General features: G+C 65.9%; 18 protein-coding genes, 1 tRNA gene and 1 pseudogene. 12 read left to right on the top strand and 8 right to left on the bottom strand.

Annotated elements, in window-relative coordinates:
* Positions 1–6 precede the first annotated feature (6 nt).
* Positions 7–1491: a M20 family metallopeptidase gene (locus ACFO0J_RS02780; RefSeq protein ID WP_376811531.1), complete on the top strand. Its 1485-nt coding sequence runs from the start codon at positions 7–9 to the stop codon at positions 1489–1491.
* Between the two features lie 97 nt (positions 1492–1588).
* Positions 1589–2413 carry a ZIP family metal transporter gene (locus ACFO0J_RS02775; RefSeq protein ID WP_376811986.1) on the top strand — a complete coding sequence of 275 codons (825 nt, stop codon included), beginning with the start codon at positions 1589–1591 and terminating at the stop codon, positions 2411–2413.
* A 64-nt stretch (positions 2414–2477) separates the two neighbouring features.
* Here the strand turns inward: ACFO0J_RS02775 and ACFO0J_RS02770 are convergent, their stop codons facing one another.
* Positions 2478–3140 (bottom strand): SGNH/GDSL hydrolase family protein, encoded by a 663-nt coding sequence (locus ACFO0J_RS02770; protein WP_376811530.1) that lies wholly within the window; start codon positions 3138–3140, stop codon positions 2478–2480.
* A 331-nt stretch (positions 3141–3471) separates the two neighbouring features.
* On the opposite strand from ACFO0J_RS02770, the gene ACFO0J_RS02765 reads away from it, so the two are divergent.
* The gene (locus ACFO0J_RS02765; RefSeq protein ID WP_376811529.1) at positions 3472–3765 is read left to right on the top strand and encodes a hypothetical protein; all 294 of its coding nucleotides are present in this window, start codon (positions 3472–3474) and stop codon (positions 3763–3765) included.
* Positions 3766–3843: 78 nt separating this feature from the next.
* Positions 3844–4053, top strand: a complete 210-nt coding sequence (locus tag ACFO0J_RS02760) for a cold-shock protein (protein ID WP_376811528.1) — start codon at positions 3844–3846, stop codon at positions 4051–4053.
* Between the two features lie 84 nt (positions 4054–4137).
* On the opposite strand, the gene ACFO0J_RS02755 is transcribed toward ACFO0J_RS02760, so the two are convergent.
* Positions 4138–4563 (bottom strand): DUF1090 domain-containing protein, encoded by a 426-nt coding sequence (locus ACFO0J_RS02755; RefSeq protein WP_376811527.1) that lies wholly within the window; start codon positions 4561–4563, stop codon positions 4138–4140.
* A gap of 580 nt (positions 4564–5143) precedes the next feature.
* On the opposite strand from ACFO0J_RS02755, the gene ACFO0J_RS02750 reads away from it, so the two are divergent.
* From ACFO0J_RS02750 to ACFO0J_RS02735, 4 genes and pseudogenes are all read left to right on the top strand, one after another.
* A complete protein-coding gene (locus ACFO0J_RS02750) occupies positions 5144–5350 on the top strand; it encodes a cold-shock protein (RefSeq protein ID WP_376811526.1) in 207 nt (68 codons plus the stop codon).
* Between the two features lie 515 nt (positions 5351–5865).
* Positions 5866–6267 carry a hypothetical protein gene (locus tag ACFO0J_RS02745; protein WP_376811525.1) on the top strand — a complete coding sequence of 134 codons (402 nt, stop codon included), beginning with the start codon at positions 5866–5868 and terminating at the stop codon, positions 6265–6267.
* Between the two features lie 221 nt (positions 6268–6488).
* Positions 6489–6911, top strand: a pseudogene (locus ACFO0J_RS02740) (XF1762 family protein); the annotation flags it as partial.
* Positions 6908–7165, top strand: a complete 258-nt coding sequence (locus ACFO0J_RS02735) for a hypothetical protein (protein ID WP_376811524.1) — start codon at positions 6908–6910, stop codon at positions 7163–7165. The pseudogene ACFO0J_RS02740 and the gene ACFO0J_RS02735, both read left to right, overlap by 4 nt.
* A 219-nt stretch (positions 7166–7384) precedes the next feature.
* Here ACFO0J_RS02735 and ACFO0J_RS02730 read toward each other — a convergent pair whose 3' ends face one another.
* From ACFO0J_RS02730 to ACFO0J_RS02715, 4 genes are all read right to left on the bottom strand, one after another.
* Complete coding sequence (locus ACFO0J_RS02730) at positions 7385–7519, bottom strand: hypothetical protein (protein WP_376811523.1); 135 nt, start codon at positions 7517–7519, stop codon at positions 7385–7387.
* A 101-nt stretch (positions 7520–7620) separates the two neighbouring features.
* Positions 7621–7800, bottom strand: coding sequence for a hypothetical protein (locus tag ACFO0J_RS02725; RefSeq protein ID WP_376811522.1), 180 nt, complete (start codon positions 7798–7800; stop codon positions 7621–7623).
* Between the two features lie 465 nt (positions 7801–8265).
* Positions 8266–8339, bottom strand: a tRNA-Cys gene (locus ACFO0J_RS02720).
* Positions 8340–8395: 56 nt separating this feature from the next.
* A complete protein-coding gene (locus tag ACFO0J_RS02715) occupies positions 8396–9727 on the bottom strand; it encodes a ferredoxin reductase family protein (RefSeq protein WP_376811521.1) in 1332 nt (443 codons plus the stop codon).
* Between the two features lie 236 nt (positions 9728–9963).
* On the opposite strand from ACFO0J_RS02715, the gene ACFO0J_RS02710 reads away from it, so the two are divergent.
* The 3 genes from ACFO0J_RS02710 to ACFO0J_RS02700 all read left to right on the top strand — a co-directional run bounded on the left by ACFO0J_RS02710 (position 9964) and on the right by ACFO0J_RS02700 (position 12720).
* Positions 9964–11175: a S8 family serine peptidase gene (locus ACFO0J_RS02710; RefSeq protein WP_376811520.1), complete on the top strand. Its 1212-nt coding sequence runs from the start codon at positions 9964–9966 to the stop codon at positions 11173–11175.
* Between the two features lie 21 nt (positions 11176–11196).
* Positions 11197–11424: a hypothetical protein gene (locus ACFO0J_RS02705; RefSeq protein WP_376811519.1), complete on the top strand. Its 228-nt coding sequence runs from the start codon at positions 11197–11199 to the stop codon at positions 11422–11424.
* Positions 11425–11583: 159 nt separating this feature from the next.
* Positions 11584–12720, top strand: coding sequence for a metallophosphoesterase (locus ACFO0J_RS02700; RefSeq protein WP_376811518.1), 1137 nt, complete (start codon positions 11584–11586; stop codon positions 12718–12720).
* On the opposite strand, the gene ACFO0J_RS02695 is transcribed toward ACFO0J_RS02700, so the two are convergent.
* The gene (locus ACFO0J_RS02695; protein WP_376811517.1) at positions 12717–13898 is read right to left on the bottom strand and encodes a diguanylate cyclase domain-containing protein; all 1182 of its coding nucleotides are present in this window, start codon (positions 13896–13898) and stop codon (positions 12717–12719) included. The two genes, ACFO0J_RS02700 and ACFO0J_RS02695, sit on opposite strands and share 4 nt — an antisense overlap.
* A 356-nt stretch (positions 13899–14254) precedes the next feature.
* Between ACFO0J_RS02695 and ACFO0J_RS02690 the strand changes: the two genes are divergently transcribed.
* Positions 14255–15004 carry a sulfite exporter TauE/SafE family protein gene (locus ACFO0J_RS02690; RefSeq protein ID WP_376811516.1) on the top strand — a complete coding sequence of 250 codons (750 nt, stop codon included), beginning with the start codon at positions 14255–14257 and terminating at the stop codon, positions 15002–15004.
* 31 nt (positions 15005–15035) lie between these two features.
* Here the strand turns inward: ACFO0J_RS02690 and ACFO0J_RS02685 are convergent, their stop codons facing one another.
* Positions 15036–16892 (bottom strand): ABC transporter ATP-binding protein, encoded by a 1857-nt coding sequence (locus tag ACFO0J_RS02685; RefSeq protein ID WP_376811515.1) that lies wholly within the window; start codon positions 16890–16892, stop codon positions 15036–15038.
* Positions 16893–16901: the final 9 nt, after the last annotated feature.

Genomic DNA, 16901 nt, shown 5'->3' with positions numbered 1-16901 from the left:
CACATCATGGATACGCCGTTGGCTGCAGCCACCCCCGCAGGACTGGATCCTGCCGCTCTCCGGACCTTTGTCGATGACGTCTGGGACCGCGAAATCGTTCCCGCCTTGACCGATTACATTGCCGTGCCGGCGAAAAGTCCCGCGTTCGATGCCGACTGGGCCGCCCACGGCTACATCGACCGCGTGGTGGAAGACGCCGCCCGCTGGGTGCGGACGCGGCGCATCCAGGGCCTGACGGTCGAGGTCATCCGCCTGCCGGGCCGCACCCCGGTGCTGTACTTCGAAGCCCCCGCGACACGGCAGGACGACGGCGGCGCGGTGCTGATGTACGGCCACCTGGACAAGCAGCCGGAATTTTCCGGCTGGCGCGCCGGCCTGGGGCCGTGGACGCCGGTGATGCGCGACGGCAAGCTGTACGGCCGGGGCGGCGCCGACGACGGCTATGCCGTCTACGCCTCGCTCACCGCCCTCGAAGCGCTGGACCGCCAGGGCGTGCCTCGCCCGCGCTGCGTCGGCCTGATCGAGACCTGCGAAGAATCCGGCAGCTACGATCTGCTGCCCTATGTCGATGCCCTGCGCGACCGGCTGGGCCGCGTGGCCCTGGTGGTGTGCCTGGATTCGGGGGCGGGCAACTACGACCAGCTCTGGATGACGACTTCGCTGCGCGGCCTGGTGACCGGCACCCTGGAAGTCCAGGTGCTGGACGAGGGCGTGCATTCGGGCGATTCCAGCGGTGTGGTGCCGTCCAGCTTCCGCATCCTGCGCCATTTGCTGGACCGGCTGGAGGACAGCGGCACGGGCCGTGTGCTGCCGGCCAGCTTCCATTGCGAGATCCCGGCCGAACGCGCCGAGCAGGCGCAGGCGACCGCCCGCATTCTGGGCGACGAAGTCTGGAAGCGCTTCCCCTGGAGCTGCGGCGCCGAGGGCGGCGTCGTCCTGCCCATGACCACGGACCCGCAGCAGGCGCTGTTGAACCGCACCTGGCGGCCGACCCTGTCCGTCACCGGCGCCGAAGGCCTGCCGCCCCTGACCAGCGCCGGCAACGTGCTGCGCCCGCGCACCGCCTTCAAGCTGTCCCTGCGCCTGCCGCCGCTGGTCGATGCCGGCGCGGCGGCGGAGGAACTGAAACACTTGCTGGAACAGGACGCCCCCTATCAGGCCCGTGTCCTGTTCCAGCCCGATCCCGGCGTGGCCGGCGGCTGGAACGCGCCGGAATCCGCGTCCTGGCTGACTGCGGCGCTGGATGCCGCGTCGCGGCGGTATTTCGACGCGCCCTGCGGCTATATCGGCCAGGGCGGCACGATCCCGTTGATGAATCTGCTGCGCGAGGGCTTCCCTGCGGCCCAGTTCATGGTCTGCGGCGTGCTGGGGCCGCAGTCCAACGCCCATGGCCCCAACGAATTCCTGCACGTGTCGTACGGCAAGCGGCTGACGGCGGCAGTGGCGCAGGCCATGGCGGCCTTGCCGACGGGCGTACAGGCCGATGAGTGACGCGCGGGCGGCTCCGGCGCCGCTGATCCAGGCCTGGCTGCGTCAACTGCGTGAGCACCGGATCGCGGCCCTGGGCCTGGGGGTGGCATTGCTGGCCATGTTCTGGCTGCTGCTCGGCGGCGGCGCGGAATCTTTTTCAGAAGAAAAGCGGGGCTACCTGGGCTATGCGGCCCTGGGCGGCGCGGCCGGTTTCGGCGCCACGGCCCTGGGCGCCTTGCTGGCCTTGGGCTTGCGGTCCGTCGAGACGCGCGCCCAGGACTGCATGCTGGGATTCGCCGCCGGCATGATGCTGGCCGCCAGCTCGTTTTCGCTGATCCTGCCCGGCCTGGACGCCGCCCGTGATCTGCTGGACAGCGGCACGGGCGCGGCCCTGACGGTCGCCGTCGGCCTGGGCCTGGGGGTGTTGCTGATGCTGGGGCTGGATTTCTTCACGCCCCACCAGCACGAAAGTTCCGGCGCCCATGGCCCGGCCGCCGCGCGCATCGGCGGCGTCTGGCTGTTCGTGTTCGCCATCATCCTGCACAACCTGCCCGAAGGCATGGCAATCGGCGTGGGCTTCGCCCGGGGCGACCTGGCAGTCGGCCTGCCGCTGACCACGGCCATCGCCATTCAGGACATCCCCGAAGGCCTGGCCGTGGCCCTGGCGCTGCGCGCTATCGGCCTGCCGATCGGGCGAGCGGTCCTGGTCGCCGTCGCCTCCGGCCTGATGGAGCCCCTGGGCGCCTTGATGGGCGTCGGCATCGCCAGCGGCCTGCCCATCGCCTATCCCGTCAGCCTGGGACTGGCCGCCGGCGCCATGATTTTCGTCGTGTCCCACGAAGTCATCCCCGAGACCCATCGCAATGGCCACCAGACAGCGGCCACCGTCGGCCTGATGGCCGGCTTCGCCGTGATGATGTTTCTGGATACGGCGCTGGGGTAGCGGGCGAGGTGCCGTTGCCTGGAGGCTGCAGGCGGCGGTGTTGCGGTGCCGTGGTTCGGACGGCTCAGGCCGTGGCTGCGCTGTCGACGCGGTCGAGCAGATCGCCGACGATGCCGCACAGCGCCTGGCTGAGCGCCAGATGCTGCGTGGCGTCCAGATGGACGCCATCGACCTCGCTGGACGGGGTGACGCTGCCGGCGTCAAAGAAATCGCACCCGGTCTGTTCACAGACCATGCGGTAGGCCTCGGCCAGCCCCTGGCACTTGTGTTCCCCTCCGGCGAATTTGGGCGCGATGGGGCCTTTGGGCGTGCGGATCGCGGGCGGCGCGACGACCAGAATGCGCGGCGCCGGCATGCCCGGCTCGATCGGCGCCGTGCGGATCGCGTCGATCAGCGCCAGGATGCCCTGCGACGAATGCCAGGCGTTGTGCGGGTGCATGGACTGGAAATCATTGGTGCCCAGCATCAGGATCACCAGGTCCAGCGGCGAGTGGATTTCAATGCGCTGGGCCAGGCCCTCCAGCCCGTTCCGGCCCGGCTTGAAAGGATCATCCCAGACCGTGCGCCGACCGTTCAGGCAATCCTCGATCACCCGCACATCATGCCCGGCCGCACGCAGCCCGATCTCCATCGCCCCCGGCCAGCGCCGCTCGAACGGCAGCCGCTGCCGCGTGGTGGGCACGATGCCCCAGGTGAGCGAGTCGGAATAGACGAGGATGTGCCGCATGGGGTTTCCCGGGGTCGGTTGGAGACCAGCTTCTCGATTTCTGTTTCGAGGGTGATACCAAAAAAATGGGTGAACATGGTCTCCATGTAGTATACTTCCAGGAGTTTGCCGCGACGTGCAGAATGATTCCATGAAAAACGCGCGGCACACGATTCTGTCCTTCTTCCTTTGCCAGGCATTCCCGGCCCCCGGGTTTTCCGTTTCGGCAGCCTCTCGCCCGCAGCGAACACCCCTGCGGGCCAGCCGCGGGTAGAGTTCAACCGCACGCGCTTCGCGCTCTCATTGTTTTCATCGGATGCCAGGCCGTTGTCGCCGGCATCGAAAGGTTTTCATGTATCCATCCATACAGGTCGGCAAGTACCTGGTTTCTCCGCTGGTCCGACGCGATCAGACCGGGCGGTATATCGCCTCCGTCTCGATTCGCAGCGGCCATGCCAGCATGACCCAGGATCGCCTGATGCGGTTCACGCCGCGCTTCGAATCGGCCCAGGCGGCGGTCGACTTCGCCAAGGCCGAGGCCTTCAGTTATATCCGGGCGCGCGCGCTGCCCGCCAGGCCGGCGCGATCGCGTCTGCAAGCGCCTGTCGCGCCGTATCCGCCCGGTACCGTGTTTGCGACAAATTGAAATCGAGATTGTGCCGCACGCAACAAGCCCCCATAGTGGGGGCGGGGAATATTTCCCTTTTATCCTTTAGGAATGACATTGACTACAGAAATCGGCATCGTGAAATGGTTCAACAGCGAAAAGGGATTCGGCTTCATCATGCCCGAATCCGGCGGCAAGGACCTGTTCGCGCACTACTCGGAGATCCAGGGCTCCGGCCACAAGTCCCTTGAAGAAAACCAGCGTGTCTCCTTCGTGTCCGCACCCGGACAGAAGGGACCCCAGGCCACCAAGATCCAGGTGCTCTGATCTCCGGCGCATTTCCGCCTTCGGCGGGGATGCGCGGGAAAGCACGAAATAGCCGGGCCTCCTGAAGCAGGAGGCCCGGTTTTTTCATGGCTTGCCCATCTCCGCCAGCGACTGCTGGAGATCCTTCAGGTCCTGCTGTGCGTCCGCCAGCTTGCGCTCGAGTTTCTTGACCTTGTCGTACCGCCCTTCGGATTCTTTTTCGCGGACCTCGGCGCGTAGCGCGTCGATTTCTTCTTGCTGTTCCGCGATGTCCTGTTTCAGTCCCTCGATCAACCGGCTGTCGGTGCAGTTCTCGCGGTTCGCGGCAAGCGCCTTCCGCAGACCGTCCAGGCGGGCGCGGTTCCCGGCTCCCTGGGCATATCCGATCTGCCGCTCAATCTCGGCCGCCTTCCGGTCGCAGGCCGGATCGGCCGCCTGGGCAGGGCGGATGCGACTCACCCAGGCATGGTCGCCAACGGCGGCGCAGGAAATCAGCGAAAGCCACATGAAAAGCGAGTCGAGAGCGCTCATGTCAGTCTCCAAAAGGTCGAGGGTTGCTTGCGTTCCCCGCCGTCACGCCCGTGTGCACGGGGCGGTATTGGCGGGTTCAGGAGTTCAGCCCTCGGCAGACAGCACTAGGCGGCAGCCCGGTACGGTCTGCTGAAGGTCTGAAATTTGGTGGTGGTGCCGGGTTGCGCCGCTACGCTGCATCGCCGCCCATGGCGTTCTCCTTTGTTGCTGGCCCCGGCGTTCTGGCGGACGAGGTGACGCCGTACATGCTGTCGTTTGAGTGCAAATGTGTGACAATGACGGGATTTACATAAACTTGAGAGAGGTTTTCATGGGCAACAAGATCGTTACTGAAGCCGACCGTAAGCGCACTCCCCGTCCCGTCGATCCCAAAGGCGTGACCCTTAGCACTCGCAGCGGCCGACATGTGAGTAAAGAGCGTGGCGCGCACACTCACCACAAGAAAAATCCCGGCAAACGTCACCGCTAGGATTAATCTCTGGGGTCAGTTCGTCAGCCTGTGCGATGGCCCCGACTTATCGCAGTCTGGCGAGGCCCTAGCGGAGTACACTCGTCAGACCCGTACTCTCTAGGAATTACTGTGGAAACAACAGGCATCGTTAAGTGGTTCAACAACGACAAGGGCTTCGGCTTCATCACGCCCGATGATGGCGGGAAGGACCTCTTCGTACACTTCAGCGAAATTCAAGGATCTGGTCACAAGACGTTGAATGAAAACCAGCGTGTTTCATTCGTCGTCGGCCAAGGCCCAAAAGGCCCCAGCGCAACGAAGGTTAAAGCGATCTAATCAGATTGGATGTGAAGGGGGCCTTTGAAACATTGGCCCCCTGTTGTTTTCCCGACTTGACGCAATCGGGTGCGGCCTGGACCTCGGCACTACTCATATCCGAGTCATGCAGGCGTTTTCAAAGCGGGCACCAGGCCATCACCGGGCGCTTCGTCTTTTTGTTCAATACCGGGTTTCCGGCGCCGTCTCGCTTGATGTTGCGGACCATGGTTTTCAGGCGGGATGTTTTCGTGGTGCGCCGGGCCAAAGCCATCCAGTCTTCGCAGAACTGCGGCGCGTCGAACAGGGCGGATACCTGACGGGCGCGGCCCTTTGAGAAGATCCGCTTGGCCTCGTCGTGTCGCCACGCCTCGATTTCATCGAGGCGTCAGGCGGTGGTCATCTTGCTTCCGGAGGGGGCTTTTCTTGGCAGCTAGCGCCTTTGCCAGCGGCTCGGTCATGCCGAATACGCAGAATGCGGACATGGTGGACTCCTTGTCTTAAGCTATGGCTCTGCCTTGGAGTGGAGCCAATAAATGACGACAAAAATGGAAGTGTTTATGGCGGTGATTGCCACGATCACGTTGGTTGTAGCTGTCATCCAGCTGGTCATCATGTTTCCCGCAGCACAGACCAAAAGGACGCCAGATAAGATCAGTTGGAGAGCAAGAAGGGTTCTTGAGAACGGGACAGTGCTCTGGCTTTTCATCGTCTTTTTCACGGGCCTATACCATTTCATGTATCGGGTTGCGGAACCCACGAATGCGGATATTGCGAATTTCGGCGTGTGTGTTTTTGCCGGGTCGGGGGCATATGCCCTGGTTATTGCCAGGGCTGTGCTTAAAAAGACCGCAGCCAAGCATCGAGAACTCCAGGTCAAGATTGACGACCTGGAGTCGCGCTGGACCAAAGCAATTCAGATGCACTCGGACCGGTAGCGGCCTGTATTGAGTGTCATCAGGAATCAGCCTGCTTCCAAGCTGATTTCGGATAACTCCGCGCCCGGCAAGATGCCGCGATGCCTGGGCGCGGGTCGCTGATTTGCACAGCGTCTGGCGGCTGGTTTCCGTCAGATCGTCTCCCTGGCTACGACGCCACCAGGGCTTGAGCGCGGCTTTCGCCGTCCCCTTCCAATGCCGCCTGACAGCGCGAGGCGTTCGCGTGGATTTCCCGGCACCACCGGCACCACAAGCCGCCGGTCGGCTCCATATGGCAGCAGGCCGCCTATGCTGATGGCCGCCTGGTGGGCGTGGCGGTTGCTGGCCGCCCGGTGGCGCGCGCACTGGCTGATGGCCTGACGGTCGAGGTGACCAGAGTGTGCACGGACGGCACGCGCAACGCATGCAGCGCCCTGCTGGGCGCTTCTCGCCGCGTAGCCCTGGCGCTGGGATATCGGCGGGGCATCACATACACGCTGGCCAGTGAACCCGGCACCAGCCTGCGGGCTGCTGGCTGGCGTCATCTGTGGGATGTGCGGGGGCGTGGCTGGTCATGCGCGAGCCGCCCGCGCGCCGACGATCATCCGACTGAGGACAAGCGGGCCTGGGGGTGGGGCGACTGGGCGGCTGAGGAGGAATCATGATCGCCGCATTTTTTACCAGCCTGTGGGGCCGCATCTGGCCCTGGGTCGCCGGGGCCGGTGCTGCGCTCGTCGCGGCGCTGGCTATCTGGCAGTCGGGCAAGTCCGCGGGCAGGCAAGAGGCAGAAACGGAGGTAATGCGACGTGATCAGCAAGCAAAACGAGAGGCCGATGCCGTGGCCAATGAAGTGGATCGGCTGGATGATGATTCTCTGCCTGACGAGTTTGACCGGCTGCACCGCGCCCGTCGCCGGTAATTTCTGCGACGTGTACCGGGTGGTGGATATGCCTGGGGACCAGGCCAAGCGGCTGGATCGCAAGTATCAGGAGCGCATCCTGTCGAACGAGCGCTATCAGTTTCGGCACTGCAAATAGGGCCACGCTGGTGAGAGCGAAGAAAAGCCGCCCGAAGGCGGCTGGTGGCGCAGATGAAGGAAGGATTGCTGGGTCTTCCTCCAGTAGCCTTTTGGCTACCGTTACTTTTTCGGCGCTTGATCCTTGCGCTCATGCCCAGTGGATTCCTGAGGACCGCCCTTGGGGGCGGGCTTCGGTTGCAATTCATCCTTCTTCTCGTTGGCGGAAGGGGTGTTGAGGGGTCTGATTTGTTCCATGGTGTACTCCGAGATTTCGGTTGCCGTCGCCCAAAATGGGTTGATGGCATGGGTGTTAGGTTAAGAGTTTGGCAGTACCACTGCGTGGCCAGATTGCAGGTTTAGTAGGGCAATCCAGGGAATTTTTCTTTCATCAGCTTGAGAAAATGGGCACGGTGCTTAATACGGCGCCTGTTGCGTTCGAGCTCGTCGAACGGGGAGGGGGGCGACGGCGGGCAATCCATGTCTGCTGCCTGAAGTTTCGGGGCGAAAACGCCAGCGGGCGAGAGGTAGAGGATCATAAGGGCTCCAAGTAGCCTGGCCGGTTTGTTATGCACATCTGAGCCAGGGTTGCCCATCGCGAAACGTTCCGATTTCGACGAAATCAGTGTGCAAAGGGCCGCACGCGCTAAGCATGCGATTTTTATAGAGGCGTTGGCACAATCTGTTAGATTAGTTATCGGCCTTGAGTGATTGCTGCCTCGTTTCATTCAGTCTGGGACTTATAGAGATGGATAGCTAGCTTTACTTTGTATCAGTTGTCTCTGGGCCGCTTAGCATTGTGGAGATGTGTTTTCATCGGACGTGGCTTTGCCACCCGCACCTCAAACCAAGCCTCCGTCTCTCCCATGGCTTGGAACGCATCGTCTCGGGCGCGGCCAGTAGCACCCTCAATCCAGACACAAAAAAGCCCGCTCAGTGGCGGGCATTATCTGGGGTATGTCAAAAATCCCCCACACTGCGAATCATCAAATCTCTGTAAAGCCTGGAGGCGCAAGCCGGAATCGAACCGACGTACACGGATTTGCAATCCGCTGCATCACCACTCTGCCATTGCGCCGGTGACGACTGGGGCCTGGGGTGCCCCAGGCCAAGTCCAGCATTATACGATACTTTTCATCGCATCTCGAACGCCTCCCGGTGCACCGGAACATCCTTCAGTCCCAGGGACCGCAAACCGGCTTCCAGATGCTTTGCCAGGCCGGCCGGGCCGCAGAACCAGACGTCCAGGGCGTCGCCGGGGCGGGCGTCGGCTGCGCGGCGCAGGGTTTCGGCGTCCAGGCGCTGGCCGGCGCCGGCATCGTGGACGTGCAGCGTGATGTGCGGCAGGGCGGCGCAGAGTGTCCGCAGGCGTTCGATGAAGGGATCGTGCGCGGCGTCCCGGACGCAGTAGTGCAGTTGAGCCTGGGGCGCGCTGTCCGGGCGGGCCTGCAGCGATTCCAGCCAGGCCAGGAACGGGGTGATGCCGATGCCGCCGGCCACCCAGGCCTGGCGGGCGTCGCCTCGGCGGTGGTCGAAGCGGCCGTAGGGGCCTTCGATCTGGACCGGCCGGCCGGGTTCCAGGCGCTGCGCCAGATCGCGGGTGTAATCGCCCAGCGCCTTGATCTGGAAGGTCAGGCGGCGGGCGTCGGCCGAGTCGGCGCTGGCGATGGTGTAGGGGTGGGCGCCTTCGCGAGGGTCGAAGGTGGCGAAGGCGAATTGTCCCGCCCGGTGGCCGGGCCAGCCGGCGTCCATGGCACAGGTCACTTCCGTAATGCCGGCCGGCAGGGCACGCACGGACTCGATGCGTCCGGCGTGGCGGCGGCGCCGGCCGATGCGTTGGCGCAGGGCGGGAATGGCCGACAGACTGCCTGCGAGCATCAGTACGCCCATGATCAGGCCCAGGGGCTGCGTCCACCAGACCAGCGGCGTCAGGGCCACGGAGTGGAACACCAGGGCCAGGTAGAGCAGGGGCATGACGCGGTGCAGGAGCCGCCAGGACTTGTAGGGGAAGGCCTTCCACAGCGTGATGACCAGGGAGACGAGCAGGGCGTAGATCACCCATTCGCCGACGTCCTTGGCCAGGCCGTGGCTGGATGTCATGAAGTCCGGCACGGCGACCTTGGGCGGCTTGTTCACAGCGGCGCCGATCAGGGCGCGCAGGGTGCCGCCGCCCAGTTCCAGCAGCCAATGCAGGGCGCCCAGGACGATGGCCAGGATGCCGGCCCATTTGTGCAGGCGGTAGATGCGGTCCATGCCGCCCAGCGCCGGCTCCAGCCAGGCGGGGCGGGTGGCCAGGATCATGACCAGGGACATCAGGCCCATGGCCCAGACGCCGCTCAGGTAAATCGCCTGTTTGCGGACCACCCACGGCCAGTCGCCTGCCATGGGGTTCAGGACCAAGGCGTCCCAGGCCCAGGCCAGGGCCAGGATACCGAGAAAAGCGGTCAGGATGGTTCGAATTTTCATACGTGATTCCTTGTGCGCGGACCGATGCGGATCGGTGATGGAGGCAGTATGGAGTCCGGCGCCTGAATCCTTCGTGAAGTCGTCGTTCATCCGGCGTTCATATTGGGCGGCGCGGGGCGGCCGACAGGGTCATGGCAGGATCCATCATGTTGAAAGCGCGCATTTCCAGGGGCTGTCCGGCCTGGGGCATCGTGCTAATGTGGCTTATCCCGTCAGCGGACAGCGAGGAGCAATCCATGCCGAGCACACAGTCCACAGCCCGGGTCGCGGCAGCGCGCTATCTCGTCCTGCTGCGTCCGGATGACCCCGTCGGGGGCGCCCGTGCGCTCGCCGAACTGACCCAGGTCACCGTGATCAACCGTTCGAGCGCGACGACGGCCGAGCGGGCCGCCCCCTGCGTCCTGGTCTTTGATCGCATCGGCGTCGCGCGCGTGCAGTGCACCGAGCAGACCCGGCAGCGCCTGGTCGATGCGGCGGCGGCCGGGAACAGCGCCATCCTGGCGATCGAGCCCGAACGCACCGTCTATGCCATTGCCGCGGGGGCCCGCGCGCCGGCCCCCGCGCGCGGACAGGCCGGCCGGCAGGCCAAGGCGAGCGCGACCTGGGGCGTGCATGCGGTGGGCGCGGATGCCTCGCCCTATACGGGCAAGGGCATCCGCATCGCGGTGCTGGATACCGGCCTGGACCTGTCCCATCCGGATTTCGCCGGCCGCGACATCGTGTCGCAGTCCTTCGTGGAAGGCCAGCCCGTCCAGGACGGCAACGGCCACGGCACGCACTGCGCGGGCATCGCAGCCGGTCCGGCGGCGCCCGCTTCGCAGCCCCGTTACGGCGTGGCCGGCGAGGCGGAACTGTACGTGGGCAAGGTGCTGGGCGACGAAGGCAGCGGCGGCGATAGCGGCATCCTGGAAGGCATCGACTGGGCCGTCGAGCACGGTTGCCACATCGTCTCCATGTCGCTGGGCAGTCCGGTGCAGCCGGGGCAGGGCTATTCGGCCGTGTTCGAAGAAGTCGCCCGGCGCGCGCTGGCCGCCGGCACCCTGATCGTGGCGGCCGCAGGCAACGAGAGCCATCGGCCGGAATCCGTCGCGCCGGTCGGCCATCCGGCCAATTGCCCTTCGATCCTGGCGGTGGCCGCGGTCGATGAGCAATTGCGTGTGGCGCCGTTTTCCTGCGCCGGGCTGGAAGGCGACGGCGGCGAGGTGAACGTGGCGGCGCCCGGCGTGGACATCCTGTCGTCCTGGCCCGCGCCGGAGCTGTACAACAGCATCAGCGGCACCAGCATGGCGACGCCGTTCGTGGCGGGCGTGGCCGCGCTGCACGCGCAGGCCGACCCGGACGCGCGCGCCGCCCGCCTGGGCGAGCGGCTGGCGCAGTCCGCCCGGGCCCTGCAGGATTCCGCCCGTGATGTGGGCGCCGGCCTGGTGCAGGCGCCATCGGAAACATGACTGACATGACGGAGACGTGACATGGCCCGGATCCACCTGACAGTGCTGGTGCACGAAACCTGGCGCGACCGCTATCCCCAGGTCGTGGAGCATTGCCGCCAAGCGGGGCTGACGGTGGAGCGGGAACTGGTCGCCGTCGGCGTGATCGCCGGCAGCATCGAGGAAAACCTGCTGGCCGCCCTGGCCGCGATCGAGGGCGTTTCGGCGGTGGAGCCCGAACGCATCAATCGGGCCCTCGAAAATCCCTGAGACGAATCTCTGCGACGCATCCCTGATTCAGCCCCCTGAACCGGTCTCCAGAGCGCCCGCCCGCTGATCTTCGACCCGCGCGGCACGCATCCCGGAATGGATCGGCCGGAAGCGTGATGTTGTTAACATGACGCTTTCCTTCGCATTCCGGGTCGATCCATGGGTTCCACGCTGCCGTTCATCACCGGCGCCATCTGGCTGTACGTGCTGGGGCGTTTCATCTGGCCCCTGCCGTGCGGGGTCGGCACGCGGGTCGCCCTGGCGCTGCTGATCTTCCTGGTGGCCCAGTACCATTGGTTCACCAGCCGCTTCTTTGGTTCATTGGCGTCGCCGGAACTGCCCCAGGGCGTCCTCATCGGCCTGGGCTGGGCCTTTGGCGCGTTCCTGTTGCTGGCGATGCTCCTGCTGCTGCGCGACGTGGCGGGCGGGCTGGTGTTCCTGGTGGCGCGCGACGCAGGGCGGGCCATCCTGGGCGGGCGGGCGCTGCACCTGTCGTTGGGCGCGCTGGCCCTGATCCTGGCGACCCTCGGCATCTGGCAGGCGGTCCGGGTGCCTGACGTCAAGACCCTGGAACTGACGCTGCCCGGCCTGTCGCCGGCCTTCGATGGCTACCGCCTCGTACAACTGACCGATTTGCATGCCAGCCGCCTGTTGCCGGAATACTGGCAGGCAGCCGTGGTGGCAAAGGCCAATGCCCTGAATGCCGACCTGATCGTGATCACGGGCGACCTGGCCGACGGCTCGCCCGAGGCTCGGGCGGCCGACGTGCACCCCCTGCATGATTTGCGGGCGCGCGACGGCGTGCTGGCGATCCCCGGCAATCACGAGTACTACGCCGACTACCAGCGCTGGATGGCGGCCTACCGGGCGTTGGGTCTGGACATGCTGGAGAACGCCCACGTCCTCATCCGGCGCGGCGACGCCGCGCTGGCGGTGGCCGGAATCACCGACCGCCAAGCGGTGCCGTTCGGGCTGCCGCGTCCCGACCTGGACGCAGCCCTGAAGGGCCTGGAGCCGGGCGTGCCGGTGATCCTGCTGGACCACCGCCCGGAGGGCGCGGCGCAGCACGCGCAGGCCGGGGTGGCGCTGCAATTGTCCGGCCACACGCATGGCGGGCAGATCCTGGGACCACACCTGTTGACGAAGTGGGCCAACGCGGGCTTCGTGTCCGGCCTGTACCAGGTGGGCGGCATGCAGTTGTACGTCAGCAATGGCACGGGTCTGTGGAACGGCCTGGCGATCCGTCTGGGACGGCCGTCCGAGATCACTCAATTCGTGCTGCGTTCGCCACACTAGGCGGCGCTGGCCGCCTCTGCGCTGCGCGGCCCGTCGCGGCCGTGGATCGCATAGCCGTGCTTGCCGTGGTATTTGACCTGGTACATCGCTGCGTCGGCGGCTTCGATCAGCGCGGTCAGCGAGGTTCCGTGCGCCGGGTACAGACTGATGCCGATGCTGGCGCCCAGGGTGTAGGCCGCCCCTTCGATCGTGATGTCCTCGCTCAGGCGGGCCAGCAGCTTGCGCGCGATCAGGTCGATCTGGGCGTTCTGTTCCAGTTGCGTGGCCACGACGATGAATTCGTCGCCGCCGATGCGGGCGCTGATGTCCGTGCTGCGCGTGCAGGCCTTCAACCGCCGGGCGACTGCTTTCAGCACCTCGTCGCCTGTCCGGTGCCCCGCGCTGTCGTTGATGGGCTTGAAGTTGTCCAGGTCGATGTAGAACACGGCCACGAAATGGTGGGGGCGGGTCGCCAGCAGCAAGGCCTGCTCGAACAGCTTGCCGAGGTAGTTCTGGTTGTTCAGCCCGGTCAGGGGATCGTAGTAGGCCAGTTCGAGCGCGTGCGCTTCGGCGTCCAGCAGCCGGTGCTGGAGTTGCTGCAGGACGTTGGCCAGCAGCGACAGATACAGGACCAGGGACAGGGCGGAGCCGATGGCCAGGCCGATGATCCGCCAGTGGGCCTGGAAGAAGGCCAGGGGAAAGGTGGTCCAGTGCAGCGCGAGCACGCCGGAGACCAGCGCCGTGACGAGGATGAGGCGGCCGGACACCGCGTGGCGCTGGCGCAGGCAGCAGGCGGCCGCGAAGGCGAGTGCGGCGGCGTTGAACGCGGTCAGGCCGATGCTGTAAGCCGACAGGGAGGCGGGGGTCAGCCAGGCGACGCCCGTCCACAGGCCCATGAGCGCGGCGGGCCCGAATATCCAGCGGTCGCGGATGCCCAGCTTCAGGAACCGGATGAGGCCCAGGACGAAGAGGACTTTTTCCAGGCAGATGAATGCGGCATAGGTGAGGGTGACCGTGCGTGGGGTGGCGATGCCTTCCAGGGCGAACAGCAGCAGCCGTGCGGACGCCATGCTGAGCAGCGCGCAGGCCCACCAGCCCGCGCCCGGATCGGTTCTGGGCACGCGGCTCATCCACCAGAACAGGATCACGAAGATGAAATAGACCACGGTGCCGCTGGTGTGGACGATATCGAAGAGCATGCTGGCGTTTTCCACGGAGATTGAACCTTGCCGGCCGACCGGCTCCATCCGGGCGCATGGAGCCGCCACGAAGACTGTGGAGAGAGATTCCAGTGTGGGTGAAAGTATGACTGATTGTTATTTTGTCTGAACGAATGCCTGCGCACCATGGTTTCATGGTGGATAAAGGGCTTTCCCTGATGTCCGGCTGGACGAAAACCGGCAGGCTTGCAGGATCGTGGGGCTGGACAGTACGCTTTCGCATTGGATCGGGGCCTGCCGCATCGGCCTCCGGTCCTGGATGACTCTCGCCTGTCCAACCGCCCCGGAGACCCCATGCCGCTCGTCCTCATCCTCGACCGTTCCGCGTCCGTCCGATGGACCCTCTGATCCTGGTCGCGGGGGCCGGCGTGGCGGCCGGCGCCATGAACGCCCTGGCCGGCGGCGGCTCGTTCGTCAGCCTGCCCGCCCTGATCGCCGCCGGCGTGCCGCCGGTGCTGGCCAATACGTCCAGCACGGTTGCGCTGTATCCCGGGGGCATGGCCAGCGCCTGGGCCTACCGCGACGGGCTCGTCGGCGTGGGCGACGTCGGCCTGCGGCCACTGCTGGTGGCGACCTTGCTGGGCGGCATCGCGGGCGCCTTCTTGTTGCTGCATACCTCCACACGGGCCTTCGACCTGGTGCTGCCCTGGCTGCTGCTGGTGGCGGCCTTTGCCCTGGGGTTCGGCCGCCGCCTGGGCGAATGGATGCGCGCGCGCTGGCGCGTGCGCCCGGCCCTGGTGCTGGGCCTGCAATTCGGGCTGGGGGTGTATGGCGGTTATTTCGGCGGCGCGGTCGGCATCATGATGATGGCGGTCTGGGGCCTGCTGGGCACGCACGACATCAAAAGCATGCATCCGCCGCGCACGCTGATGGTGACCGCCGCCAACACCATGGCGGTGCTGATCTTCATCGCGGCCGGCGCGGTGCAGTGGCGCGAAACCCTGATCATGCTGGTGGCCGCCATCCTGGGCGGCTATGGCGGGGCCTTGCTGGGCAAACGCATCCCGGCCCCGATCGTCCGGGCCGGGACGCTGCTCTTGACCGCTTTCATCACCGTGGCGTTCTTCGTGCGGGCGTACGGCTGAGCACCAGGCGGCACACCGGCGCGGACGCGGGTCAGGCCGTCCCGGTGGCGACGTCGTCCATGTCCTGCGCCAGAAAGCCGCCGCTCTGGTGGCGCCACAGGCGTGCGTACACGCCGTCTTGCGCCAGCAGTTCGGTGTGGCTGCCCTGTTCAATGATGCGGCCTTCGTCCAGGACGATGAGCCGGTCCAGGGCGGCGATGGTGGACAGGCGGTGGGCGATGGCGATGACGGTCTTGCCCTGCATGATCTCGTCCAGGCTTTCCTGGATGGCGGCCTCGACCTCCGAATCCAGGGCGCTGGTGGCCTCGTCCAGCAGCAGGATGGGCGCGTTCTTGAGCATCACGCGGGCGATGGCGATGCGCTGGCGCTGGCCGCCGGACAGCTTCACGCCGCGTTCGCCCACCAGGGTGTCGTAACCCCGGCGGCCGCCCGGGTCGCCCAGTTGCTGGATGAATTCATCGGCCTGGGCGCGCACCGCGGCCGTGCGGATCGCTTCGTCCCCGGCGTCGGGGCGGCCGTAGGCGATGTTGTCGCGGATCGAGCGGTGCAGCAGCGAGGTATCCTGCGTCACCATGCCGATGGCGCCGCGCAGGCTGTCCTGCGTCACGTGGGCGATGTCCTGGCCGTCGATCCGGATCCGGCCGCCGTCCACATCGTAGAAGCGCAGCAGCAGATTGATCAGCGTGGATTTGCCGGCGCCGGATCGGCCGACCAGGCCGATCTTTTCGCCGGGACGCACGTGCAGGTCGAGTCCGTCGAAGACCTGACGTTCGCCGTTGTAGTTGAAGGACACCTGTTCGAAGACGACTTCGCCACGGCTGATTTTCAGCGGTTGGGCGTCGGGCGCGTCCAGCACCTTGGGCGGATGGGTCAGGGTGGCGATGCCGTCCTGCACGGTGCCGATGTTCTCGAACAGCGAGGCCATCTGCCACATGATCCAGTGCGACATGCCGTTGACCCGCAAGGCCATGGCCGTGACGGCGGCGACCGCGCCGGTGCCGACGTGCCCGCCGTGCCAGAGCCACAGCGCGTAGCCGCCCGTCGACAGGATCAGGACCGCCACCAGCGTCTGGTTGACGATTTCGAACTGGCTGACCAGCCGCATCTGGCGGTAACCGGTGTCCTGGAAATCTTCCATCGCGGCGCGGGCGAACCAGGCTTCGCGCCGGGTGTGCGAGAACAGTTTGACGGTGGCGATGTTGGCGTAGGCGTCGGTGACGCGCCCGGTCATGGATGAGCGGGCGTGGGCCTGCTCCTGCCCGACCTTGCCCAGGCGCGGCACGAAATACGCCATGGCCAGGCCGTACAGGACGAGCCAGCCGATGAAGGGCAGCATCAGCCGCCCGTCGAAGCCGCCCGCCACGGCGATCAGGGTGATGAAATACACGCCGATGCCGAGCACGATTTCGCTGAAGGTCAGCAGCACGTCGCGCACTGCCAGGGCGGTCTGCATGACCTTGGTCGTGACCCGGCCCGCGAATTCGTTGGAGAAAAAGGCCAGGCTCTGGCGCAGCATCAGGCGGTGGAAATTCCAGCGCAAGCGCAGCGGCAGGTTGATGGCCAGGACCTGGTGCTGCATCAGGGTGCGCAGCGTCACCAGGGCGATGCTGGCGACCAGGATGGCGGCGATGCCCCACAGCACGCGCTGGGCGTGCGCGGCGGCCTCGGCCCCGGTCCGCCAGGCCTCCAGCAGGTCCACCACCTGGCCCAGGAAGGCGAACAGCCAGGCTTCGTAGATGGAAACGCCCGCGCTCAGCAGCGCCAGCGCGGCAATGGCGCGGCGCGCGCCGTGCGTGCAGGCCCACAAGAAGGGAAACAGGCCTTTGGGCGGCGGGGGCGCGTCCTCGGGCGGGAACGGATCAAGCAGGCTTTCGAACCGGTGCAGCAAGCAGAACTC

This window comes from Castellaniella hirudinis (assembly GCF_042651965.1).
Classification (GTDB): domain Bacteria; phylum Pseudomonadota; class Gammaproteobacteria; order Burkholderiales; family Burkholderiaceae_B; genus Castellaniella; species Castellaniella hirudinis.
The sequence above is the reverse complement of the archived record's forward strand: the minus strand, read 5'-3'. Positions and strand labels throughout refer to the sequence as shown.